Here is a 24,846-nt window from a genome sequence, read left to right as displayed (position 1 = left end):
TCTAATTTTTAGAAGAAAAACCGATCTGCTTGTGTCAAAATGCGCCATCCCAACCAAAAAGTCTTAATGTAATGAACTACCAAGCTGCTATTTTTGATATGGATGGTTTGCTCCTTGATACTGAGCGCGTCTGTATGCATATTTTCCAAGAAGCATGTGAAGCCCAGAACCTACCCTTCTATAAAGATGTTTACCTTTCAATCATTGGTCGCAATGCAGCGGGCATTGAAGTGATTTTTCGTAAAGCTTATGGGGATGATCTTGACCGCTTACACCAAGAGTGGCGCGACCGTTACGACGCTGTGGTTAAGCACCAAGCGATACCGGTAAAAGAAGGGGTGATTGAGCTGCTTGAGTGGTTGAAAGGCCAAGGATTGCCAATTGCAGTCGCCACTTCTACAGCAAAAGAAGTGGCACAGAAGAAGTTGGAATTAGCGGGCCTAAGCAAGTATTTCGACAACTTAACGACGGGCTGTGAAGTGTCACACGGCAAACCTGATCCAGAGATCTACCTGCTTGCAGCAAGTCGTCTAAGCGTAGATCCAATCAAATGTCTCGCCTTTGAAGATTCAAATAATGGCGTGCGTGCTGCGGTAGCAGCGAACATGATCACTTATCAAATCCCTGATTTGGTTGAGCCTTGTGACGAAATAAAGCAATTAGGCCATACTGTCGCACCTTCACTGCATGATGTGTTGCACACGTTAAAGCAAACTCGCTAGGTTTACTTGTCGTCTGTTCTATAGAAGCTCAGCAATTTAGCTGAGCTTCTTTCTCGAAACCTCTCCAATACCTTAAAACCAAACGATTCTTCCACCCGTTTAGCGAGATTAATTTCACCTTAACTCTGGTTCATCACGATTTTTGATTTAACTCACGCAATCGCATGAAATAAGGTATTTGAGTGATCAAATAGCGGAACTGACCAGTACAAGCTTGCAACAAAACGTCAATATACCGATTGAAGCACGTTTTTGGAGTGAAAATTGGCTGATAATGAGAACTATTGGATAAGATCAATCCAAGTCAGCCTAAAATACAAAATGGAGAGTGTTATATGTCTTTACGTTTATTAGCAACAACCTTCGCATTAGTCGGAATGAGCTTTGGTGCCCAAGCCAGTGCCGAGTGTGAAGTGTCATTAGATGCTAACGATATGATGCAGTTTTCTACTAAAACATTGAGCGTACCAGCCACTTGTAAAGAGGTAAAACTGACGCTGAATCACACAGGTAAGATGCCAGCGCAATCGATGGGTCACAACGTGGTCATCTCTGACACAGCCAACCTACAAGCAGTCGGTACTGATGGCATGGCAGCTGGAGCAGAAAATAACTACGTAAAACCAAACGATGATCGCGTCTACGCTCACACAAAAGTAATTGGTGGCGGTGAAAGCACCAGCATTACGTTCAGTACTGAGAAAATGAAAGCCGGCGGTGACTATTCATTCTTCTGTTCGTTCCCGGGTCACTGGGCAATCATGCAGGGTAAATTTGAGCTAAAATAAAAGATTTAGCCAAGCCAAAAGAAGACTCATTATAGGGAAGCCAAGGCTTCCCTTTTTGATAGATAAAATAGCAATTGAGAAGGTCTAACACGTCTGGAAACGTGACCAAGAAACATAGCAAGTAAGAAACCCTTGCTCCATTGAGATTAAGTTCTTTTACGAAAACTCATGGGTAAAAATCGGATTTTTATTTTGCCTTTCCGTAACACTACTAAATGATAAAAGTCATTCAATACCATGTAACTCTTTCCAGTTTCCTGGATGAACCACATAGCCGAACAGAGCATGCCCACCATAAACCAATTCAGTTCCTTCCGGTATCCACAGCATCTGACCTGGGTGCACAAAATGTGTTTCACCATTTGCGGTCAGCTCGAAACAGCCTTCAATCACGAAAATAACTTCATCATAAAGCACTGTCCAAGCCACTTTAGCGCCTTCCCATTTAGCAAAGCCTACGCCAATGTTTGGTGAAATTTCTGGGCTTAACGCCCTGGCAACATACGCCATTCCCGGCGTATCACCACGAACATTGAAATCTAGACTTTTACTATCAACAAGTTTGACTTGCTTCATAATTCACTCCGGCTTTGCCATTTTGCTAATTGGATACGCGTTTTTACTCCCAAACCTAAAAAAGGCTCTGGCGGATTCAAACAAGGCATTCCTGTCACTTGCTGTATGTCATCCAATGATTTAGATGTCGCACCAACGACATAGTCAGCTAACAGTGTTCCAGAAATGGTTCCCCACGCAGCACCAACACCATTGTCACAAGCGCTGGCATAAACACCTTCATCTAATTGACCGAAAAAGTTAGTAAAGTTACGAGAGATGGCATACACCCCACCCCATGTGTGAGTAAATGGTACGTCGGCCAGCTCGGGATAACGCGCCAGAAAGACCTGACGATGATCGTCGCGAATTTGTTCTCTGACTTTATCGTTCATGCTTGAGCCATATTTCGGCACGTGTTTGTAAGTATTGCGGATCAAAATACGTCGATCGGCGGTCATACGTAACGTCGTTCCCGCATGATCAGCTGGAGTTAGGCCCCAATTCAGCTCTCCTCCGTATCGCTGCATTTCTGCGTCGGTTAATGGACGCGTCCAGCTTGCAAACGTCATCACTGGAAGTAGTCTGTTTTTAAGATAACCAAACTCCCGAGTAAAAATGCTGGTCCCAAGCAGCAGTTCAGGGGTTTCAACAGAGCCACTATCTCCATGTAATACCCAGCAACCGTTTTCTTTACTGAGCTTGCGGATTGGCGAGTTCTCTAACACCTCGACGTTCTCTGGAAGGCTTTCCCCTAGCCCACGTACCAAAGCAGCAGGTTGCATTAAATAACCACCTGGCGTGTAAATTGCGCGGCTGTAGTAGTTGGTTCCCAAGACTTTCGCCAGCTCACTGCCATTAACATGGAAGAATGGTTCGCCAAGGTCTTTCATTAGGTGCTCAAAGTGATCGAGATACGCTTCACCGCGCGCCCCTACGGCTCCTTGATATTTGCCCTTTGCTGACCACTGACAAGAAATACTGTGCTTCGACACTAAAGTGTTTAGCTGAGCAATCGCAGAACGGTTGAGTGATAATAACTTTTGCTTGTGCTCAGGGTCGGGATGCTCAAGTGAAAACTTATGAGGCAAATCGATAACAAAGCCCGAATTTCTTCCTGAAGCCCCTTGGCCGATACGTTGCGCATCAATCAGTATAATTCGTGCATTAGGCATAAGTTCAGCTAAACGTCTTGCCATAGCTAAGCCTGCGAAACCGGCACCTAACACGGCATAGTCAGCACTTTGTTTACCTTTTAACGCCGATTTTTCTGGAATACTTGGCAACGCATGGTACCAACCACACGTCACGTCATCATTGGGTAAATGAATCATCTTTTTTCTCCGCTACGCTGCTGACAGTTTCAATGACAATTGATCTAGCCAAGGGCCGCGTAATGACTGTACTTTTCTTCCTAGCAACGCAAAACCGAGCATTGCTCCTTCTGGTGAATAAAACGCAGCGGTCAATTCATCTGCTTGGGTCTCGATGTACCATTGTCCCTGTTCTTCAGCGGCTACCGTGAAAATCGTGAGTGGAAGAATCGGCGTTTTTACAATCACTGGAGTTGGTGTTAACGAGATAGGGGCGACATCGCCTAGCAAGCTTTTCGCTACAGAAGGGATCATTTGATTAATCGGTGCAATATAGGGCTGCCAACCTTGCTCAGTTTCAACACAATCACCTAGCGAGTAAATATTCTCATCACTCGTCTGGCCGAATTGATTCACTTTAATGCCCCGGCCTACTTCAAGCCCCGCGCGATCAGCCAGAGAAACATTTGGCTTGAGTCCAACCGCGCTCAGCACTAGATCTGCTTCAATCTGCTTGCCACTGTTTAGATGTAAAACCGCACTGGATGCGGACCTTGGCTCGATTCTGGTGATACTGTCTTGTAGAGCCCATTGCACGCCTCGATCGGCAAGTGCGCTTTGTAATGATTCACCCAACTGTTGCGGGATCAAACGCTCCATTGGCCATTGACCCAACCCGATAACTGTTACTTCATAACCGCTTTCGATCAGATCATTTGCGAACTCACAGCCAATTAAGCCATCACCTAGGATCGCGATGCGCTTTTTGTCTTGCAGCTCCGCTCTGAAACGGCGGTAATCAACTAAGTCGTTCACACTCATAACCCAAGAGCGATCGCCCTCAATTGGGATTTCAATCGGTGATGCACCTGTTGCCAGTACCAAGCGGCTGTAGGCGTATTTACCGATGGAGGTATGTAACGTTGAATTGGCACGATCGATCTGTTCAACACGGGTATGCGGGTAAACTCGGATGTTGAGACGGCTTTCCCACTCCAACGCGCTCTCACTTTGTAGCGCGTCGCCGTCTTTATTCATGACCAGTGCATTAGACAAGGCAGGCTTGCTGTACAGTGCGCCATCATCAGCGGTAAAGACAGTGATCGGAACCGTTTCAGATTGTGCTCTAAGTGCCGCTGCCAACTGGTAACCACTGTGGCCACTGCCGATGATAACGATAGGGTCATTTGAGAATACAGGTTGAGTAACTTCAGATGGAAGAGGCTGAGCCGTATTTGGCTGAACAGACGCTTCTACCGACACCGAAGACACCGCTGCAACCTCTTCTAGTGGCGCATCGTCGGTAATTTCGATCATTTCAAAATCGGCCTTACCCACTAAACAGTCAGGACATAACCAGTCATCCGGTACATCTTCCCATGCTGTTCCTGGTGCAATGCCATCGGATGGCCAACCTTGTGCTTCATCATAGATTAAGCCGCAAATAATACAGAGCCACTTTCTCATCACTTATACTCCAACTACCTTGTTCAGAATTTCCGTGTTTACAAACCGCAGTCAGATTTGTTGTGATTCCATCAACCTCGCCCTAGCTTGTGGTCTGAAATCCAAGCCGGTACGAGGTGATGAAAATACAGTTACACGGTAGCTATACGTTGCTGTCTTACTGCAAACGAATGGCAATATTGCGTGTCTGGACGTAGCTATAAATCGCTTCTTGTCCTTTTTCTCGCCCAAACCCGGACAAGCCCACGCCACCAAATGGTGTTTCGATGCCACCAGCAAACCATTCATTGATGAACACTTGTCCACCACGCAGTTGCTGTGCCACACGCAATGTTTGGTTTAGGCTTTCACCAAAGACACCAGCGACCAGGCCAAAATCGGTGCCATTCGCGATTTCAACGGCCTCTTGCTCGGTTTCAAACGGTGTAATTACCAGTACAGGGCCAAACACTTCTTCTTGAGCAATACGCATATCTGGTAAGGCTTCAATCACCGTCGGTGCCACAAAGTAACCCGACAAATCAGGGGCGTACCCACCCGTTAGGATGTTCGCGCCGTCGGCTTTTGCTTGTTCTATCATTTCAAGCACGCGTGCTTGTTGATCAGCCGATACCAACGGTGTGATGTCCGGCTGGCTTTCGCCTTGACCAATAGTTAGGCTTTTTGCCATTTCCACTACCGCCGCTTTTACTTCTTCATAACGCTCTTTTTGAATCAGCAAACGAGACATTGCCGAGCACACTTGACCAGCGTTAAAGAAAATACCGACCTGGACACTTTTCAAAAGTGTTTCGAGACTCACATCTTTCAGTGCGATAGCGGCCGATTTACCACCCAGCTCCATCACAGATGGTGTGGCGCGTTGCGCTGAATCTTTCAGTATGCGTTGGCCGGTCGACACAGAACCTGTAAAGACAATTTGATCAACGTCTTGATGCTGCACCAAGTGGCTGCCAACGACTGAGCCTTTACCGCATAGAAGGTTAATCGTACCTTTCGGGAAGCCCGCTTTTTCAATCGCTTGAATCAACAGAGTCATGGCAAGTGGGGAAATCTCTGGCGATTTGATCACCACTGCGTTACCAGCAGCTAATGCAGGTGCTAATGAGCGTGCACAAATAGAAACTGGGAAATTCCACGGCACAATCTGCACTGACACACCAAACGGCACATATTGGGTGAAATCGACATAATCTTTACCCAACGGAATTGACGTGCCTTCCAGCTTGTCGGCCATGCCAGCGTAGTATTCGAAGTAACGTGCCGATTCTAAAAACTCATCTTTGGCATCTTGCAAAGATTTCCCATTTTCACGGCAGGCAACTAACCCACCTTCATCAACCATTTCACGAATAGCCGCGGCGGCTTTTAACATCCACTCGGTTCTGACGGCTGGACGAACGTCCGAAAGAAGGCCTTGATTGACTACTCGACGTGCCGCTGCCATTGCGCGATCTGCATCGATGATAGTGGCTTCTGCAATCGTCGCATACGCTTCGGCTGTACCAGGGTTCATGACGGTCAGCGCTTGCTCTGAATCGCACCACTCACCATCAATATAATTAAGGTAATGCATCATATTACTGCTCCAGTGCCGCTTTCACTTGCTTTGCCAACCAGGTTTGAAAGAAATGCGTCGGAACATCCATTTCTGGTGAGAACACACCACCACCAAAGCCAGGTGAGTAACGACCTTCCTGCATGCCCTCGACCGCTCCAATATCTTCGCCGAATACGACTCGCCATGACTCAACGGTAGCAGTACGGCACGCAGCGAACTCATCTTTCGTTGCTTCATCACCCACATAGAAAACACGTAGGTGCTCAACACTCTTATTCGCAGTGATTGGTTCAATCATCATTGCAAAGGCATGATCGGCTTGAATACCAAGCAACACGTTTGGAAAGAGTGCAACGTATTCTGCATGGCGCAGTTTATCTTCTGGCCAGCTTGGAAATTTAGGTAAGTGTGTTCCTGCTGTATCTGAAAGGTTGTACGCGAGACTACCTTGACCAGCAAAGCGCTCTGCAAACATGATGTTGTAGTGATCCTCTAGGCGAGAATAACTGTTCAAACTCGGATGCACCCAAGGTAAGTGGTAAGCCTCACAGTAGTTTTCTACGGCAAGCTTCCAGTTACTTTTCACTTCGATCTCTAAGTTGCCACCCATGTTCACGCGGCGAAGAAGACCTAACCCATCTTCACCTAAGAACTGCTGCCAACGTTGCTCTAGCGGCGCGATATGATTTTCAAAGCTTTCTGCTTTGCCCGATAAGTTGACGAATACCATGTCCATCCAAACGGCTGAACGAAGTGGCTTAAGGCCATGCTTTTCACACTTAAATCGGTCATCTTTGTGTTTTGCGATACCACCGATGTGTGGTGTGCCTTTTAGATTGCCGTCAAGATCGTACGTCCATGAATGGTAAGGACAGCGAATCATGCCTTGAACTTCGCCTGCCTCATGAACCAGCTTCATACCTCGGTGGCTACACACGTTGTGGAAGACTTGGACTTCACCTTGACGATTTCTCATCATGAGTAGTGGAAGATTCATGAAATCAAGTGGCATTACATAACCATTTTTAAGCAGGTCTGATGCAAAACCAATACATACCCAAGTGTTACCAAACACCTGATCACGCTCAAAAGTAAAATACTCTTCGCTGGTGTAGGCCTGATTCGGCATTCCTGTTGCTTCACTGATTGGGTTCAGTACATTATCAACAAGTTCAACAGGAATAATGGTTTGGTTGACATTGCTCATATTCTTATCTCCGAGAGTCGAGTTGCATCCAGTGCGTACAACATCGTGTTGTGTTAGTGGAGATAATTTTGATTAACAACCCGGCAACAAACAAACGACTTTTTCGCCGGGCTTGGATGAGTTTTTGTCATTCATGCATTGATCTCGAACAAAAAAATAACCTTTTAATTAACAATGATCTTCTTGTCATGATTAATACTCATTAACCGATGAGTATTAATCAGTTGAAACACAAAAGCCCTCTCTCTACTCTCTTTCAAAAATTAACAATAACGCAACAAACAATAACGTTAAAACAAACGCACTGTGAGGGATGCCTATGAGAGCAACATCTGGGATATTGAAAGGACTCAATCCGACTGTGACAATCGCATCAAAGATCGTCGTTATCGGTTTTGTACTTTTCTGCGCCATTCTCGCCAACCAAGCGGGCCAATACTTCGAAACAATTTCCGGCATTTTGCTGCAGAATATGAAGTGGTTTTACATCGGACTTGTTTCACTCGTTGTCGGTTTTCTTCTTTACCTTATGGTTAGTCGATATGGGCATATTCGTTTGAGTAAAGATGACGAAAAACCAGAGTTTAGTTATTTGTCTTGGGTATCCATGCTTTTTTCCGGAGGCATGGGGATAGGCTTGATTTTCTGGTCGGTCGCCGAACCGATGTGGCATTACGCTGACAACCCATTTACTCAAGGCCTGACCAATGAAGCCGCAACAACATCAATGAAACTGACATTCTTTCACTGGGGTCTACATCCTTGGTCTGTCTTTATCATTGTTGCACTCGCATTAGCTTACTTTTCCTACCGTAAAGATCTGCCTTTTACCCTACGCTCTATCTTGTACCCTTTGATTGGTGATCGTATTTATGGGCCTATCGGGCACACGGTTGATATCCTAACAGTCGCGGTGACTGCTTTCGGTATCTCTCAAACCTTGGGGATGGGAGTTATCCAAATAAACTCTGGTTTGAATCAAGCCTTTGGTCTAGACATTAGTTTGGGGATTCAACTCTTTATTATCGTTTCCCTTTGTACTTGTGCGGTTGCGTCGGTGCTATCTGGTGTAGGAAAAGGTATTCGCCGTTTATCAGAATGGAACATGCTGCTTTCACTCGCACTCGTGCTAGTCGTACTTTACATTGGTCCAACTCGCTATATCTTAAATACGCTACTCGAAAGTACGGGGCTTTATGCACAAAACATTGTCGGTATGAGCTTATGGAGCGATGCACAGAATGACTCTGGCTGGCAAAACTGGTGGACGGCTTATTACTGGCCTTGGTGGATGACTTGGGCGCCTTTCGTTGGCATGTTTGTAGCTCGTATCTCTAAAGGACGCACAATACGTGAACTTATCGGTGGCGCATTAATCGTACCTACGCTAATCACGTTTTTATGGATTTCAGTATTTGGTGGTGCAGCGTTGAAGGTAGAGCAAGACGCTCGTGTTGCTCATCAAGAGCAAGTCACTGCGGCACAAGAAGCCAAACAAACACCACCTGCGGATTTTTCTGGCGGCCCGATTCTTGAAGCGACTAAAGCCGATACGACACGCGCTTTGTTTACGCTATTCGACAATCTAGATACAGGTATGTTTGGTAAACTACTTAGCGTGCTTGCGTGTCTATTACTCGGTACTTATTTCATTACCTCCGCAGACTCGGGTACCTTGGTTCTATGTACCCTCGATGCCGCTGGGCACAGTGAGCCTCCTACCTCTATACGCGTATTGTGGGGGATCATGATCGCAGCCATTGCGGGAGTACTTCTATACGCAGGAGGGTTAAAAGCAATGCAAACGGCCTCCATTATTGCCGGTTTCCCTATCGCCATTTTTATCGCAGTGATGAGCTTAACGCTGTTTCATAGTATTCGACGCGAACCTAAGCCATGGGCAATGCTTCCAGAGCACGTTCACCCAGAGCAAGAGAAACTTGATGGTCCTGTTGAACCGCTTGTTGAAAGCAAAACAGTGGTTTCCGAGCCTATCGCTTCAACATCCTCACTAAAAGATGATTCCACACTCAATCAGGGACCAGTACTAAGTTAGTGCGTCGTTTCATAAATCAATAAAAACAAAGCGGGAACTAGTACTCCCGCTTTTTAACATGACCAAACTCTGTTATTTTCTCTGCTTATTGATTTAAGCTAAGCCTCGATCACCTACCTCATCTGGCAACTGATGCAAAAGCCATTCTCTAAAACGTTTGACGCTGGCTGGGATTAAACCTCTATTTTTAGGTTCAAGCATAGAGAAATTGGAAGGTGTTGAAAGCACGTGTTCGACTGGCCTAACTAAAGCACCGCTTTGTAAATAGTCGTCCACTAATGACCCCCAGGCTAACGCGATTCCCTGACCATTAATTGCCGCTTGTAACAGCATTGGATAGTTATTGATGTTCATGCGATTACGAGGCGAAATATTTGGCAATCCTACACTCGCAAACCACTGCTCCCAATTCACCCAATCTCTTTGAGACTCTTCCAGATAGAGTAACGTTTTATTGAAGGTTTCTTCTGGCTCACTAGGCTGGCCGATTTTCTCTAAATAAAGCGGGCTACACACAGGGAATACCTCTTCTGAAAATAGCGTTGTCACGTCCATTTCCGCAGGTGGAGTGCGACAATAAAACAAGGCGATATCGCAATCTAATCGGCGTAAGTCCAACACATTATCTGAGGCCAATATCCTTATATCGATGTCATCATGTTCATTTTGAAATTGAGCAACCTTAGGCAACAACCACAAGGCTGCCATTGCATTTGTCGTCGCAACCGTGATCTTTTGTTCGCCCTGCCACTTCTTCACTTCACCCGTGATTTGAGCAATATCGAGCAAAGATTGGCTGACAGCTTGATAATATTGAAGACCTGTAGGCGTTAAATTAATGCTTCGATTGGCTCGCGTGAACATAGCCTTGCCTAAGTATTCTTCTAATTGTCTAATTTGGCGACTGATAGCACCTTGGGTCACGTTTAGCTCGTCAGCGGCTAACGTAAAACTCAAGTGCCGCGCCGACGCTTCAAACGCAACGAGGCTATTTAAAGGTGGGAGGGGTTTGATTTTCATGTATCTTCCAGTAAGGCAGTATTGTAATTATTTTTATTCCCGGCAATCTTATGTTGCACGTGGATAATGCCATTCTGGACAACACCTCAAAAACGACAATTTATAAATGATAAAAAATAGAGATGAATCATAAATTGTTGTGAGAGAGACCGCCGTATACAGTTTCGTGGCTACAACGAGCACAAAAAGAGGAGCAGTTACTCCCCTTTTGCCTAGCCTTTTGCTCACTTTGTACGAGTTAGCCCATTTACCCTATTGCCAGTTTAGTGCTCGCGTAACGCGCTTTTTTCTTTCTTGGACTGGCTAAGAAGTACGCCAAAGTAAGGGGACCTAATCGTCCCATAAACATCATGAAGATGATCACTAACTCACCTGGTTCGGACAAACTGCCCGTTAAGCCTCGCGATAACCCAACCGTACCCAGTGCCGAGACCGCTTCGAACATAATATCTAACATAGACGCTTTCTCTGTCAGTAACAGCGTGAATATGGCAAACCAAGTCACCCCCACCGAGATCAGAGTCAGCGCCAATGCCTTGCTGATGGTCTCTTTGGGAATCTCGCGTTGAAAGGCATAGGTTGCTTCATCGCGACGCAAATAGCTGTAAGTTGCCAAGACCAATACCATAAATGTCACAACTTTAATGCCACTTGCCGTACTCAATGATCCACCGCCGATAAACATCAACACCAGAATGATCGCCGTTGTGGCATCTTCCAACTGATCGATAGCTAAAGTGTTGAACCCTGCCGTTCTTGGCGTCACCGCTTGAAACCACGATGCCCACCATTTCCCTGCTTCGCTCAACGGGGCAAGCGTGTTGGGGTTGTCATATTCAATCAGATAAATCGCGATAAGTGCCACCACGTTAATGATCATCGTGCCTAAGATCATCATTCGACTGTAAACGGTGAGTCGATGCCAACGGCGATTGCGTTTTAAGTCAATCCAAACCGAGAAGCCTAAACCACCAATAATGAACAAACTGGTAATGGTGAAGTTAACGACCGGGTCGTCCACGTAAGGCATTAAGCTATCGGCACTCAACGCAAAACCTGCATTGTTAAACGCACTGATGGTGTAGAAGAAACCATGGAACAAACTGGTTTCCCAGCCCAGCTCTTCACTCCAATAAACGCTCAAAATAGTGAAACCAATAAGTTCAACGAGCAGAGCGAACATCAATACAGATTTAGCAGTGGCAATGAGTGTCGATGAATCAGTCTGGTTGAACGCCTCTCTCGCGACTGCTCGCTCCAAAAAGCCAATTTTTCCGCCCAGAGCCAGCAAGGTCACGATAGCAAACGTCATCAAACCTAGGCCACCACATTGAATCAGGAAAGCAATAACCACTTGCCCAAAAGGCGTAAACGCCGTGCCCGTGTCCACCACAACTAATCCCGTCACCGTAATGGCCGATGTTGCTGTAAACAGGCTTTGAATCCAAGTGATGGGCTCTGTGGTGGCAATCGGCAGTTTGAGTAAGACCGTGCCGAGCATGATCAAGCACGCAAAGCTGAGGCTAAGTATCAGCGGCGGTGCGCCCAACAATTTTTTGCCCGCTTTGGGTTTTCGCTCGATCGGGATAATAGAGGGATGCCACAAAACCATGTTACACCAACCTTGGAGCGACGTATTTCAGCTCAGCGCGACTACCACAAAGCAACAGCGTGTCGAACTCATTAAGCACAAACTCATCATTGATATTGGTGTAGACGGCTTCTTCGCGCTTCACCAAGATAGGCTGAATGTTGTAACTGCCTCGGCTGATCAACTTAGAAAGCGGTGTATCGTGCAGATTGGATTTAACGTGGATTTCCACCACATACAAACCATGACCCATTTCCAAATAGTTGTTCACCATCGGATAGTTGAGTGCCTGCGCGACTCTTACGCCCATCTCCTCTTCCGGATGAATAATGCGTTTTACACCAAGCTTAGACACGATGGTGTGGTGCGCTTTGGTGCTCGCTTTGACCCAAATGGATTTCACACCCAGATTTTTCAGCGCCAGCGTACACAACAAACTGGCTTGCATGTCTTCGCCAATCGCCACCAACACCACATCACTGTTCGCTAACGCTAATTCTCTGAGTGCACCTTCGTCTGTTGCGTCACATATGACCGCTTGCGTTAACTCCTCGACGTATTTTTCGACGATTTTCGGGTCGCTATCCACCCCCGTTACGGTGTGTCCAAGATGAATAAGTTCTAAGCTGGCGGCAACGCCAAATCGCCCTAGACCAATTACTGTAAAGTGAGCCATATCAATACCTAACTGTGTTTTATGTATAGAAAATGCTAATGCGTTAAGGGCTAGACTGATTTTCCGTCACGGAAAATAGGCAACACGAATCCTGTTCGAGTGCCGATAACCAGCACTAAACCTTGGCATTAACGTTGATTAAATTTGGAATTTAGTGGTGCTTGGACGCCTCTAGCACTAAACGATAACCCAGCCCCGGCTCGGTTTTTAAGAGCCGCTGTTCGTCAGCACTATCGTTCAGTTTTTTGCGTAGTTGACTCACTAACACGCGTAAGTAGTGAGTATCTTCGACATGACTTTTTCCCCAAATCACCGCTAGCAAATGAGTTTGCTCAATGAGTTTTCCCGGTTTGAGAATCAACTGTTCAATGAATGAAAACTCTTTCTTGGTGAGTGGAATTTCCCTCTGATCCAACCAAAATTGGTGAGTACTTTTGATGATTTTGACTCGGCCAGCCACCAGCTCATCAGCGATGGATTGCTCATCCACCAAATCTCGAACCAACACTTTGATGCGCGCGATGAGCTCTTTTACGCCAAAAGGCTTGCTCAAGTAATCATTTGCGCCCGCTTCTAAAAGGCGGATTTTTTCCTCTTCTTGATCGCGAGCCGTCAGCACTAGCACTGGCGTTTTATACGTCTGACGAAGCGTAGTGAGAAACTCCTTCCCATCGCCGTCGGGCAAGCCTAAATCTAGCAGAATGACGTGCGGCGAATGTGCTTCAAAACACGCTTTGGCTTCTGCAATGGTACTCGCGCCAATGTAATCAAACCCTTCAGCAGACAGCGAAATTCGAATAAAGGTATGAATGCGAGGCTCATCGTCCACAACTAAAACTTTGTAACTCACGCCTGCTCTGCTCCTTGATTGAGTGGAAGTCGAATGCGGATCAGCGTCCCTTCTGATACTGGCATAGATTGAATATATCCATGGTGTGCGGTGATGATACCTTTGGCAACCGCGAGTCCCATTCCGGTGCCTGAATCGGCCGATTTGTTGTTCACACCGGAATAGAAAAGGTTGAATATTTTTTCCGCATCTTCAGCTTTGATGCCAATCCCCATGTCCCGAACATCAATCACGCACGACGAACCCTGCTTAGAAAGTGAAACCTCGACAGATTCATTCTCTGGTGAAAATCGCATGGCATTATCCAGCACATTAAAAATCGCTTGTTCGATGAGCGAACGACTTACTGACAAATAGCCAACGGCATCATCCATATTCATGGATACTTTCTCGGTGTAATTCGGCAAACGAGAAACCGCATCCCGCACAATATTCGCAATAGGCTCATCTTTTTTGGTAATTTTTAATGTGCCGTGTTGGAGCTTAGTCGCCTGTAAGAGGTTCTCTATATATTGATGCAAGCGGTGGCTTTCTGAAGTCGCACTGTCGAGCAATTCTTTGCGCTCTAAGTCATTGAGCTTGGGCATGTACTCGTTGAGTGTGGTCAGTGTTCCAATAATGGTTGCCAACGGCGTGCGTAGGTCATGGGACACCGATAGCAGGATGCTGTTTTGCAGCTTGGTTTGTTTTAATTCTCCCTGCTGGCGACGATAAAGATCCGCAAAGGTGCTGGTGATAAATGCCACCACCATAAACACGACTAAATTAAAAATGTCTTCCGGACGAAACATCTGCAAAGAGTAACGAGGCGTCGTGAAAAAGAAGTTGAAGCTCAACGCTTCGATCACCGCCGCCGCATAAGCGAATCGCGAGTTGCATTGAAACGCCACTACCACGACTGCTAACTGTAAAATCAGCAGGACTGCGGCTGTAGAGCCAAACAGTTGGTCTAACAGCCATGAGACCACAACCGCGCCAACAATCACGGTAGTAGAAAAGAGAAAGGTGTTATCTCGCCATTGAACAAACATAAAATACATCAACCAAAATTCGATGTAGAAAACTTTAGCAAAAGCCCATTCGGAGTTCGCGTAAAAAAAGCGTAAAAAATTCAATAACGACAGTGAGTTATAAACATAATCATCATTAAGTTGGCCTAACTCAATGAATAATCACAAGTTAACGTTGCCCATTAACGCCTACTTACTCGGTATAAACGACAGACACAAAAAAGAGGAGCATTTGCTCCTCTTTCGTGTAGCGTCATATTAGATGACTTGCAGTTGAGCATCACCTTGCTCAGACAAAAAACCGCCGGTTTGATGCTTCCACAACTGAGCGTAAACACCACCCAATTGCAGCAGCTCGTAATGCGAGCCTTGCTCAATGATTTTGCCGTCATCCATTACAATCAAACGATCCATCGCGGCAATCGTTGATAAACGGTGAGCAATCGCAATCACTGTTTTTCCTTCCATCAGAACTTCAAGGTTTTCTTGAATTGCCGATTCTACTTCTGAATCAAGTGCAGACGTTGCTTCATCCATGATCAAAATTGGCGCGTTTTTCAGCAGAACGCGAGCAATCGCCACACGTTGACGCTGACCACCAGACAGCTTCACACCGCGTTCACCCACTTCAACGTCATAACCAACGTTACCTTGCTCGTCTCGTAGAGATTGAATGAAATCATGAGCATGTGCTTTCTCAGCAGCTGCGATAACGGCATCCATTGAAGCATCTGGATCACCGTAAAGAATGTTCTCTTTAATTGAGCGATGTAGCAAAGAGGTGTCTTGCGTGATCATACCGATGTGTTGGCGAAGCGACTCTTGTTCAACTTGAGAAATGTCCTGTCCATCAATACAAATCTTACCGCTATTTACGTCGTAAAAGCGCAGCAACAAGTTGACCAACGTGGATTTACCTGCCCCAGAGCGACCGACAATGCCGACTTTTTCGCCCGGTTTGATAGTCAGATTCAAGTTCTCAAATACTGCCTTCTCATCACTGTAGTTAAAACCTACGTGATCAAAGCAGATCTCACCTTGAGAGATTTGCAAAGGCTTAGCATTTGGTACGTCTTTCACTTCAACATCGTTTGAAATCGTATTAATACCGTCTACTACTGTACCGATGTTTTCAAACAGTGCGCTAACTTCCCACATGATCCACTTCGACATACCTTGTACGCGCAACGCAATACTGATGGCAATCGCAATAGCACCAATTGTTACAGCGTGATCTAGCCATAGATAAACCGAAATGGCACTAATAGACATCAGCAGCAAATAGTTGATGGCATCCACACTAAACAGTAAACAAGTCACCATGCGCATTTGGCGGTAAACCGTCACCAAAAATTGCTTCATGCTGCTTTCTGCGTATTCCAACTCTCGTTGCGAGTGCGCGAATAGCTTTACGGTAGATATGTTGGTGTAAGAATCGACAATGCGCCCAGTCATTACAGAACGAGCATCCGCTTGCTCCGTCGCTACTTGTTTCATTTTAGGGATAAAGTAGAACTGGATAACCGCGTACATTCCTATCCAAATCACAATAGGCAACATTAGCAAACCATCAGCTTCGCCCATCATCCAGAGCATCGAAAGAAAATAAACGCTGATATAAACCAGTACATCCACCAGCTTCATGACCGTTTCTCGTACCGCTAACGCACTTTGCATCACTTTGGTCGCAACTCGGCCTGCAAAGTCACGCTGGAAAAATCCAACCGCTTGTTTTAGCAAGTAACGGTGAATCAACCAACGGATAGACATCGGGTAGTTACCCAATAACGTTTGGTGCATCACCATTGAGTGGACAAAACCGAGAGCTGGCATCACAACCGCCACTAAGAACAGCATCATTAGCATGCGATCACCCTGGTCTTGCCAGAATGTTGCGCGATCTTGATTAGAGAGAATATCGACGAGCTCGCCCATATAACGCAACAGCGTCACCTCAGTAATGGCAATAAGCGCACTGAACACAGCCATAACGAGTAAAGGGGCTTCAAAGCCACGAGTGTAAAAACGACAAAAGCCAAATAGCGTCTTCGGTGGCTTTTCGGTTTCCATCTGGGGAAAGGGTTGGGTCAGCTTTTCAAACCAATTGAACATAACAATGACTTTAGGTACCGCGAATGAATTTGCGAACGTTTTACTATCTTTTGATACAAAAGTCAGTAAAATACCGAAACAAAAGCTCAAATGATAATAATTACAATTAAGCTTAGCGTTAATCATAATTATCGGGAATAGATTTATGCAAAAGAATAACTCACTGATCATCGCTATCCGCAACGCGTTGGTTTGTGCTTTAGCACCTACAGCAGTGGTTGCATTCACAGCACAAGCTCAAGAAGACGTCGTACAAGATGACGTGATTGCCATGGAGACCATAACGGTCACCGCGCAAGCACTTAAAGTAGAAACCCCTGCAGCAGAAACGCCGCGCAGCGTATCTATCATTTCTGAAGATGAACTTCGTGTTCGTGCACCGAAAAAGCTAGATGAAGCATTACGCTACACGTCTGGTGTAACCGCTCAGCCTTATGGCGCAGACAACGACACTGATTGGTTCAAAGTTCGTGGATTTGATGCAGCGACTTACCTAAACGGCAACCGCCTATTCCGCGATGGTTACTACACATGGTTGGTCGAACCTTACGGCCTAGAAAGTGTAGAAGTCGTTAAAGGTCCATCGGCTATTCTGTTTGGTGAATCGGCACCAGGCGGTATCGTGAATGCTGTTCAGAAAAAACCAACGTTTACGCCTCAAGGCGAAGTAAAAGTCGAAGTTGGCAACAACCAACACCAATCCGTAGGTTTTGACATTGCTGACGAAGCAAACGACGCAGGCACTGTGCGCTATCGTTTGGTTGGCTTGATGACAAGCCAAGATGGTGAACTGGACGGCACAAACAACGAGCGTTTCTACCTAGCGCCAAGTGTCGAGTTCGACATTTCTGACCGTACAATGCTGACCGTTTTGGCAACTTACCTTCATGATGACGGTGTACCAACTAACCCATTCTTCCCGGCAGCAGGTACTCTGATTGGTTCTAACTTTGGCAAAATCGATCCTTCGACTAACCTTGGTCAACCAAACTACGATAAATACGAACGCACGCAGTTTTCTCTAGGTTACTTACTAGAGCACGACATCAATGACACGTGGTCACTCTCGCAAAACCTCAACTACGGTTCGAATGAGTTGTACTTGCGCAGCTCTTACGCGTTCTCAAACAACGATCCAGCGAAAGAAGAATTAACGCAAGGCATCGTATTCCGTGACGGAAAAAACCAGAGCATCACGTTCGATAACAATGCTGTCGGCAACTGGATGACAGACAACGCAGAGCACACAGTGCTTATCGGTATGGATCTGCAATTCCACAAAACCGATGGCGACGAGCAAGACAACTATGCATTTGGCACCATCAATCCGTGGAACCCAGTTTACGGCAACTTCACCCCTCTTGATCCTGCCGACAACGTGAAACGTGAGATTGAGAAATCTCAAGCAAGTCTCTATTCACAATACCAATTGAAACTGCATGAACAGTGGATTGGTAACATCGGTGCTCGTTACGACTGGGTGAAAACAGAAAACTCTGGCAAAGGCGCTACCGTTGATCAAAGTGAATCTCGTGATGATGGTCAGCTCTCTCTAAGTGCGGGTGTGATGTACCTTGCAAACAATGGTCTGTCACCTTACGCAAACTACTCTCAGTCGTTTGAAGTGATCAGCACTATTGATGCGGCAACCAATGAACTTTACAAACCGCTGGAAGGCGAGCAAGTAGAAGTGGGTGTGAAGTATGAACCAAACTTTATGGATGGCTTTATCAACCTTGCATGGTTCGACATCACGCAAAAGAACGCGTTGGTCACTAACCCATCAACATGGATTGCGACACAAACAGGTGAAGTGACATCTCAAGGTGTTGAGCTAGAAAGCACGGCGCAGCTAACAGACGATCTAAAACTGATGGCAAGCTACACCTACACTAAAGCGAAAACAGATGAGAGCTTTGGCCAAGGTAAAAAACAAGCCGCACTTATTCCTGAGCACCAAGCTTCTGCATGGGTAGACTACAGCGCCTACAGCCTGATTCCAGGCCTCAATATCGGTACTGGTGTGCGCTACGTAGGTGACTCAAAAGATAACCCTAAGAGCTCGAACCTAACGGTTCCTTCAGTCACTCTTTGGGATGCGTCAGTCACTTACGACATCACTTCACAGTGGCAAGCACAGCTAAACGTGAACAACATCCTAGATAAAGAGTTTGTTTCAGGTTGCGATTACTGGTGTTACTACGGCCAGTCTCGCTCTGTTATGCTAAACGCAAACTACCGCTGGTAATTGTACTTCTACTCCCCTCTATTGAGGGGAGTTTTCTCCTAAGAGCCATCCATGTTTCAACTGTCTAATATTGAGATCGTGCGAGGTGGACGTCAGATCCTCGGCATCGAACAACTTAACATCCCAACAAATGAGCTAACGGTCGTTTTAGGCCATAACGGTTCAGGTAAGTCGACACTGGTGAACCTGCTTTCTGGTCAAATGTCGCCAGATAAAGGTACGGTAACACTAAACGATACTTCCCTTTCATCACTTAAAACCAAAGAGTTGGCAAAACAGATCGCCTATTTGCCACAAAAGCTGCCCTCTTCAGCTGGTTTAACGGTCGAAGAGCTAGTGCGCTTAGGTCGCTTTCCGTGGCGTGGGGCACTTGGTCGTTGGAAAACCGAAGACAAACAGATCATCACGCAGGCTATGGAACGAACAGGGGTTACACCTTTTGCTCAAGCTTTGGCGGATGACTTATCGGGCGGTGAGCGCCAACGTGCTTGGGTGTCTATGCTACTGGCTCAACAATCGCCAATTTTAATTCTCGATGAGCCAACCTCGGCGCTCGATGTTCACCATCAGTTTCAACTAATGGCGCTGCTGGCAGAACTGAATCGAACCGAGAACGTAGGCATTATCGTGATCCTGCACGATCTGAACTTAGCCCTGCGCTACGCCACCCACATTGTTGCGCTCAAAAAAGGTAAAATTGCCTTTGAAGGCAACGCCGACATGTTGTTAGACGAGGCACGCCTTTCTAAACTATATGAGTCACCAATTAAGCTGATTGAGCACCCAAGCCCGGCTAACACATTAGCGAGCCAAAAGGTGGCTGTTGTATGCGCATAATGGCTCGTTTACTTACCGTGGTTACACAATCTGCTTTTCTCCTCGCATTTTTTATGACCAATGCACATGCAGTCATCACCGTTACCGATGAATATGGCGAGCATAGTTTTGAGCAAGCGCCTCAACGCGTTGTAGCCTTAAACTGGGACATCTTAGAACAAGTTTTGGCGCTAAACGTAGAACCAATCGCAGCCCCAAATTTACCAGGCTACCGCCAATGGGTCGTCAATCCAACTGCACCAGAGTCAATTGAAGATATTGGAACCCGAGCAGAACCCAACTTAGAAAAAATAGCCAGTTTGAAACCAGATGTCATCCTTGCTGCGTCTCCACAGCAAGACTTGATTCCGTTACTCAAACAAATTGCTCCGGTAATCTATTTACCTAATTTTTCTGAAAATGAGGCCGCAGCTGAAACGGCCATTCGTCACTTTCGTACGCTCAGCAAGCTATTCAATAAAGAGGCACTTGCTGAACAGAAACTGGCAGAATTAGATGCTTCATTTGCGCAGATGCGCCAGCGAATTCGCCACTATTACTCTTCTCCACTCAGCGTTCTTGTGATGCGATTTTCAACTCCGAATACTGTATTACTTGCAACCGAAAACTCCACCACTGACTACGTGGTTAGAAAACTGGGATTACAGGCTCCAATTAAAGAGGACCCACGAGCGTGGGGAGTAAAGCAAGATCGAATCAATCGGCTTCAGGGCCTTCAAAACAGCTACGTTCTCTACGTACAACCTTTCCCAGAAGAACGAAAACTGAAAGAGTCGCCACTTTGGCAAGCGATGCCGTTTGTGAAAAAGCAGCGGGTAAATTCAGTCAGAGCAGTGTGGGCGTATGGCGGTGCCATGTCTTTGCAATACACCGCTGAAGCGATTACCGACAGTCTAATAGAGTTGGCACCAGAACAATGAGAACGAAACATTATATTGGTTATCTGGCGCTGATTACGTTACTTAGCGTCTTTAGCCTACAAATTGATACTAATTTATCACTTTTCGAACAATGGCAATTATTAACAAAACCAGAGGTAGCAACCGAGTTTCGTGATGTATTCTTTACGCAAGCGCAGCTTCCTAGGTTAAGTATGACCCTGCTTGTTGGTGCCATGCTTGGTCTCACCGGCAGCTTAATGCAGCAATTAACGCAGAATAACCTCACCTCGCCGTTGACTCTTGGCACCTCTTCTGGTGCTTGGCTTGCATTAGTCGTGGTAAACATTTGGTTCGTCGATTGGGTCGCCGATTACTCTGCATTAGCCGCAATGTTTGGGGCTTTAGTGGCGTTTGGCCTGATCGTATCAATTGCCGGTGTGCGTAATATGACAGGTTTGCCGTTGGTCGTTTCGGGGATGGTGATCAATATCTTGCTCGGTTCTATCGCCACAGCCATTATTATTTTAAACGCCCAGTTCGCACAGAATATTTTTATGTGGGGAGCAGGAGACCTCTCTCAATACAGCTGGGATTGGTTTGAGTGGTTATTGCCTCGCTGCGCTATCGCAATCGTAATTTTGATCGTCGCACCACGTATTCTGACCTTAATGAAACTAGGACAAGAAGGCGCAGCAGCCCGAGGCTTAGCGGTATTACCCGCGTTTGGTGCGTTAATGGTGATGGGTATTTGGCTGGTATCCGCCTCCATCACCGCAGTTGGTATTATCAGCTTCATCGGATTACTGACACCCAATATTGCCAGAGCGATGGGGGCAAGAACACCGCGCGACGAATTGATCAGCAGCATGCTTTTGGGCGCAATGCTACTAATCATCACAGACTCTGCCGCTATCTCGCTGAGCTTATGGTTAGAGGAAACCATTCCTAGCGGCGTAGCGGCTGCAGCTATTGGCGCTCCCGCTTTAATTTGGTTTACTCGTAAAAAGCTGACGGCAACCGATCAACTTAACCTTTCAATGAGCCAAGGAAAAACGGCGCTTTCTAAACGCGCGGTATGCAGCATTGCGCTATTCAGTCTGGTTGGGATTCTAGCTTACTCATTCGTTACCCATGGTATAAACGGAATTCAATGGTCTGTGCCAGGTGAGTTCCAATGGCAATTGCGTTGGCCGCGAATGTTAACCGCACTTTCTGTCGGTATTGCGCTATCCGTTGCCGGAATCATTTTGCAACGCATTGTTTATAACCCTCTGGCAAGTCCCGATATTCTCGGTGTGTCTTCCGGAGCCACGTTTGCCATTATTACGACAGGAGTCATCGCTGGGTCGCTTCTCTCCGCATTTAGCTGGGGTATCGCTTTTTTCGGAAGTATGTCCGTATTGATGTTATTGCTGATTATCGGTAAACGAAGCCATTTTAATCCATCTAACTTCGTGTTGTCCGGCATCGCACTAACGGCACTATTAGAAGCCCTCGTTCAATTTTCGCTAGCTCAAGGCTCAGGTGACAGTTACAAAATTTTATTGTGGCTAACTGGTTCTATTTATCGAGTCACAGCCGACACCGCACTGATGCTATGTTTGGCCATAATAGTTCTGGTTGCCGCTGTATTCTCGATTTCTCGTTGGCTAACACTAATTTCCATCGGGCGACAATTCTCAAATGCACGAGGGCTTAACCCTACCGTAGCCAATACGCTTATGCTCACCATCGTTGCTTTGTTATGCGCCTTTTCTACCGCTACAGTTGGTCCAATATCTTTTGTTGGCTTGGTCGCTCCCCATATGGCGATGATGTTAGGAGCAAGAAAAGTGAAAGAGCAACTGTGTGTCGGTGCCTTAATTGGCGCAACCCTAATGTTGTGGGCAGATTGGCTAGGACAAATCGCTATTTATCCAAGTCAGGTCGCAGCTGGCACGTTGGTCGCTATTATAGGCAGCACTTACTTCCTATTTTTAATGCTGAAGAGTAAATTCAGCTAAGTTGGGAATATTGTTACAGCCTAAAAATACGCTAAGAAAAACAAACCCCGCTATTTTGATAGCGGGGTTTGAAATTAAAGGCGAAGTACGATGCTCTATTCTTCTCGCACTACAGGAAAACGTTGCTCATAAAGTTCCATAAAGTCCTTACGAATTAAGTGCTCTAAGTGGTTCGCTTTATCGGTTGGGCAGAAAATCATCACGTGCAGAATTTGTTCACCATTAATGTTGCTAGAAATATGCATATGTGGCTCAGAACCAGGAAGGTCAACACCGGCATGTTTTTCAATCATCGCATTGTAACGATGTGCAACATCAGCAAAGTAACTGCAATGTTCTTCAATTTTATCAGTTAAAATCGGTAACAGTGGATACAAATTGACGAAGTCTTTCACCACTACAGAAAAGTTGTGGTAAACGTACCGCTTCATGAAGTTGAGGTTCTTTACTGGATAGGTAAAGAACATACTATTAGGCAATGTCGCTGTTTTGCCGGTGTAATGATATTGCCCGTGATGCAGGTCGATCTCTTGAATCACCGTCGCCATCATATTGTGCTCAATCACTTCACCACACAACTTCCCGACCTCAATCCAGTCTCCAACGCGAAAAGAACGCGAACTTGCTCTTTGAATCGAACCCGTAAAACACAAAATGATTTCTTTGGATGCCACTACAATGGCAACGGCAATCGCCGTTACACTCAGAGCAAACTCGTTAATTTCTGATTGCCATAAAATAAATAAAATCAGTAATGTAACAGCAAAGGTGCCATTTTTAGTTCTGGACATCCAACTACGCTGATCTTCTGAGAGAAAAGCGTGATCACCACGAATCATCGATAAAATTGCACGACGAATTAACCACATAATCGCAAAGATCAGTGCGGTAAAAATCAATTTATGAGTGAGAAGAAAATCGACGACTAACTGCACTTTCTCCATTACCCGACTCCCTGTATGGTTTAGATAGGTTGACCTTTCATGCTAAATATCGCTCAGAAAACAGATAGCTAGCTTGCGAGAGGACAACCTTACCAAATTATTCAGTCGGTAGCCCCAGTTCACTCTCTTTAAATACGATAAACGCACGGCGGTTTAAAGCATTGGCTTCTGGAGATTCTTCGTTGATCACAGGTTGAAGCTCACCAAAGGCTTTTACTTCCCACACAAACTGCGATGGATCGAGTTTCGTCTTGAGATACGCCACCACGGTTTGCGCTCTTCGCTCCGCCAATTGTTCATTATAAGAGAGCGAACCCACTTGGTCGGTATGACCAGCCACCATAATGCTACCTTCTAAACCTTGCAGTTTTGCGATGAAATCATCTAATTGTGAAAGGTCTTCCGGTTTTAATTCCGACTTATCGAAATCGAAGTGTGGTGTCATCGCCATGTAGATCTTACGTTCTGGTTTTGGCGGCTCACAGAAAGGCATCTCTTCGTACTTCTTCGCCTCTTCAAACATCACGTAAGCACGACGGTTTTCAGCACGAGCTTGATCCGATTTACCCAACGCTAGCGGCTGCGACTCACCAAAGTGCTTCACTTCCCAATCGTATTGCTCTGGGTCGAGTTGCTGCTGAAGGTACGCTTCTACCGATTCAGCGCGTCGCATAGACAGCTTCTCGTTATATTCGTCAGAGCCTTTAAAATCGGTGTGACCAACAATCGTGATGCGTCCGCTCAAGCCTTGAATATCACGGATGAACGCACCTAGGCTTGCCGCATCGGCTTCACGAATGATGGATTTATCGAAGTCGAAATGCTCGGCTACCGCAATATGGATTTCGCGTTGCGGTGCCAAACATTCACTGATCAGAAACTTGGAGACATTGACATCGGCAAACTTTTCTCGGTTCTCTTGGCTTACATACGCATCCGCCGAACAACCTGCCAATATTGCCCCTGCGATCATGCCGCTTAACAAACGAATCGTCGTTTTCATAT

The 24,846-nt window shown here is 46.0% G+C and carries 20 protein-coding genes and 1 pseudogene; 7 read left to right on the top strand and 14 right to left on the bottom strand.

Annotated features, from left to right (window positions below; genetic code table 11):
• The first annotated feature begins 71 nt into the window (after nt 1-71).
• Nucleotides 72-722 carry an HAD family hydrolase gene (locus tag R7H07_RS09540; protein WP_017821265.1) on the top strand — a complete coding sequence of 217 codons (651 nt, stop codon included), beginning with the start codon at nt 72-74 and terminating at the stop codon, nt 720-722.
• A gap of 335 nt (nt 723-1,057) precedes the next feature.
• Entirely contained in the window at nt 1,058-1,510 is a 453-nt protein-coding gene (azu, locus tag R7H07_RS09535; RefSeq protein WP_005375211.1) for an azurin, read from the top strand.
• A 225-nt stretch (nt 1,511-1,735) separates the two neighbouring features.
• Here the strand turns inward: azu and R7H07_RS09530 are convergent, their stop codons facing one another.
• The 6 genes and pseudogenes from R7H07_RS09530 to R7H07_RS09505 all read right to left on the bottom strand — a co-directional run bounded on the left by R7H07_RS09530 (nt 1,736) and on the right by R7H07_RS09505 (nt 7,613).
• On the bottom strand, nt 1,736-2,086 hold the full coding sequence (locus R7H07_RS09530) for an ethanolamine utilization protein EutQ (RefSeq protein ID WP_005375208.1): 351 nt from the start codon (nt 2,084-2,086) through the stop codon (nt 1,736-1,738).
• Nucleotides 2,083-3,399 (bottom strand): NAD(P)/FAD-dependent oxidoreductase, encoded by a 1,317-nt coding sequence (locus R7H07_RS09525; protein WP_206959006.1) that lies wholly within the window; start codon nt 3,397-3,399, stop codon nt 2,083-2,085. Before R7H07_RS09525 ends, R7H07_RS09530 begins: the two co-directional genes overlap by 4 nt.
• A gap of 12 nt (nt 3,400-3,411) precedes the next feature.
• A complete protein-coding gene (locus R7H07_RS09520) occupies nt 3,412-4,695 on the bottom strand; it encodes an NAD(P)/FAD-dependent oxidoreductase (RefSeq protein WP_242539570.1) in 1,284 nt (427 codons plus the stop codon).
• Nucleotides 4,684-4,845, bottom strand: a pseudogene (locus tag R7H07_RS09515) (rubredoxin); the annotation flags it as partial. The gene R7H07_RS09520 and the pseudogene R7H07_RS09515, both read right to left, overlap by 12 nt.
• 157 nt (nt 4,846-5,002) lie before the next feature.
• A complete protein-coding gene (locus tag R7H07_RS09510; RefSeq protein ID WP_206959010.1) occupies nt 5,003-6,424 on the bottom strand; it encodes an aldehyde dehydrogenase family protein in 1,422 nt (473 codons plus the stop codon).
• Between the two features lies 1 nt (nt 6,425).
• A complete protein-coding gene (locus R7H07_RS09505) occupies nt 6,426-7,613 on the bottom strand; it encodes an aromatic ring-hydroxylating oxygenase subunit alpha (protein WP_206959012.1) in 1,188 nt (395 codons plus the stop codon).
• Nucleotides 7,614-7,932: 319 nt separating this feature from the next.
• Here R7H07_RS09505 and R7H07_RS09500 point away from each other — a divergent pair, with 319 nt between their 5' ends.
• A complete protein-coding gene (locus R7H07_RS09500) occupies nt 7,933-9,669 on the top strand; it encodes a BCCT family transporter (protein WP_044129598.1) in 1,737 nt (578 codons plus the stop codon).
• Between the two features lie 93 nt (nt 9,670-9,762).
• Here R7H07_RS09500 and R7H07_RS09495 read toward each other — a convergent pair whose 3' ends face one another.
• The 6 genes from R7H07_RS09495 to R7H07_RS09470 form a co-directional block, all read right to left on the bottom strand.
• Nucleotides 9,763-10,689: a LysR substrate-binding domain-containing protein gene (locus R7H07_RS09495; RefSeq protein ID WP_206959014.1), complete on the bottom strand. Its 927-nt coding sequence runs from the start codon at nt 10,687-10,689 to the stop codon at nt 9,763-9,765.
• 247 nt (nt 10,690-10,936) lie between these two features.
• On the bottom strand, nt 10,937-12,301 hold the full coding sequence (locus tag R7H07_RS09490) for a TrkH family potassium uptake protein (protein WP_047123275.1): 1,365 nt from the start codon (nt 12,299-12,301) through the stop codon (nt 10,937-10,939).
• Nucleotide 12,302: 1 nt separating this feature from the next.
• Nucleotides 12,303-12,956 carry a potassium channel family protein gene (locus tag R7H07_RS09485; protein WP_206959016.1) on the bottom strand — a complete coding sequence of 218 codons (654 nt, stop codon included), beginning with the start codon at nt 12,954-12,956 and terminating at the stop codon, nt 12,303-12,305.
• Between the two features lie 151 nt (nt 12,957-13,107).
• Nucleotides 13,108-13,806: a response regulator transcription factor gene (locus tag R7H07_RS09480; RefSeq protein WP_017635309.1), complete on the bottom strand. Its 699-nt coding sequence runs from the start codon at nt 13,804-13,806 to the stop codon at nt 13,108-13,110.
• Nucleotides 13,803-14,837, bottom strand: a complete 1,035-nt coding sequence (locus R7H07_RS09475; protein WP_054576626.1) for a DUF4118 domain-containing protein — start codon at nt 14,835-14,837, stop codon at nt 13,803-13,805. The genes R7H07_RS09480 and R7H07_RS09475 overlap by 4 nt, the downstream gene beginning before the upstream one ends.
• A gap of 237 nt (nt 14,838-15,074) precedes the next feature.
• Nucleotides 15,075-16,928: an ABC transporter ATP-binding protein gene (locus tag R7H07_RS09470; protein ID WP_042521744.1), complete on the bottom strand. Its 1,854-nt coding sequence runs from the start codon at nt 16,926-16,928 to the stop codon at nt 15,075-15,077.
• A 145-nt stretch (nt 16,929-17,073) separates the two neighbouring features.
• On the opposite strand from R7H07_RS09470, the gene R7H07_RS09465 reads away from it, so the two are divergent.
• Genes R7H07_RS09465 through fhuB form a run of 4 tightly spaced genes read left to right on the top strand, consistent with a single transcriptional unit; the run spans nt 17,074 to nt 22,897 of the window.
• Nucleotides 17,074-19,176 carry a TonB-dependent siderophore receptor gene (locus R7H07_RS09465; protein ID WP_206959018.1) on the top strand — a complete coding sequence of 701 codons (2,103 nt, stop codon included), beginning with the start codon at nt 17,074-17,076 and terminating at the stop codon, nt 19,174-19,176.
• A gap of 51 nt (nt 19,177-19,227) precedes the next feature.
• Nucleotides 19,228-20,013, top strand: a complete 786-nt coding sequence (locus R7H07_RS09460; protein ID WP_005375174.1) for an ABC transporter ATP-binding protein — start codon at nt 19,228-19,230, stop codon at nt 20,011-20,013.
• Entirely contained in the window at nt 20,004-20,933 is a 930-nt protein-coding gene (locus R7H07_RS09455; RefSeq protein ID WP_206959020.1) for an iron-siderophore ABC transporter substrate-binding protein, read from the top strand. Before R7H07_RS09460 ends, R7H07_RS09455 begins: the two co-directional genes overlap by 10 nt.
• Nucleotides 20,930-22,897 (top strand): Fe(3+)-hydroxamate ABC transporter permease FhuB, encoded by a 1,968-nt coding sequence (fhuB, locus tag R7H07_RS09450; RefSeq protein ID WP_206959023.1) that lies wholly within the window; start codon nt 20,930-20,932, stop codon nt 22,895-22,897. Before R7H07_RS09455 ends, fhuB begins: the two co-directional genes overlap by 4 nt.
• 95 nt (nt 22,898-22,992) lie before the next feature.
• On the opposite strand, the gene R7H07_RS09445 is transcribed toward fhuB, so the two are convergent.
• Nucleotides 22,993-23,841: a mechanosensitive ion channel family protein gene (locus R7H07_RS09445; RefSeq protein ID WP_005375171.1), complete on the bottom strand. Its 849-nt coding sequence runs from the start codon at nt 23,839-23,841 to the stop codon at nt 22,993-22,995.
• Nucleotides 23,842-23,938: 97 nt separating this feature from the next.
• On the bottom strand, nt 23,939-24,844 hold the full coding sequence (locus R7H07_RS09440) for an OmpA family protein (protein ID WP_206959025.1): 906 nt from the start codon (nt 24,842-24,844) through the stop codon (nt 23,939-23,941).
• Nucleotides 24,845-24,846 lie beyond the last annotated feature (2 nt).

Source organism: Vibrio sp. Vb1127 (assembly GCF_033338735.1).
GTDB classification, from domain to species: domain Bacteria; phylum Pseudomonadota; class Gammaproteobacteria; order Enterobacterales; family Vibrionaceae; genus Vibrio; species Vibrio alginolyticus.
The sequence above is the reverse complement of the archived record's forward strand: the minus strand, read 5'-3'. Positions and strand labels throughout refer to the sequence as shown.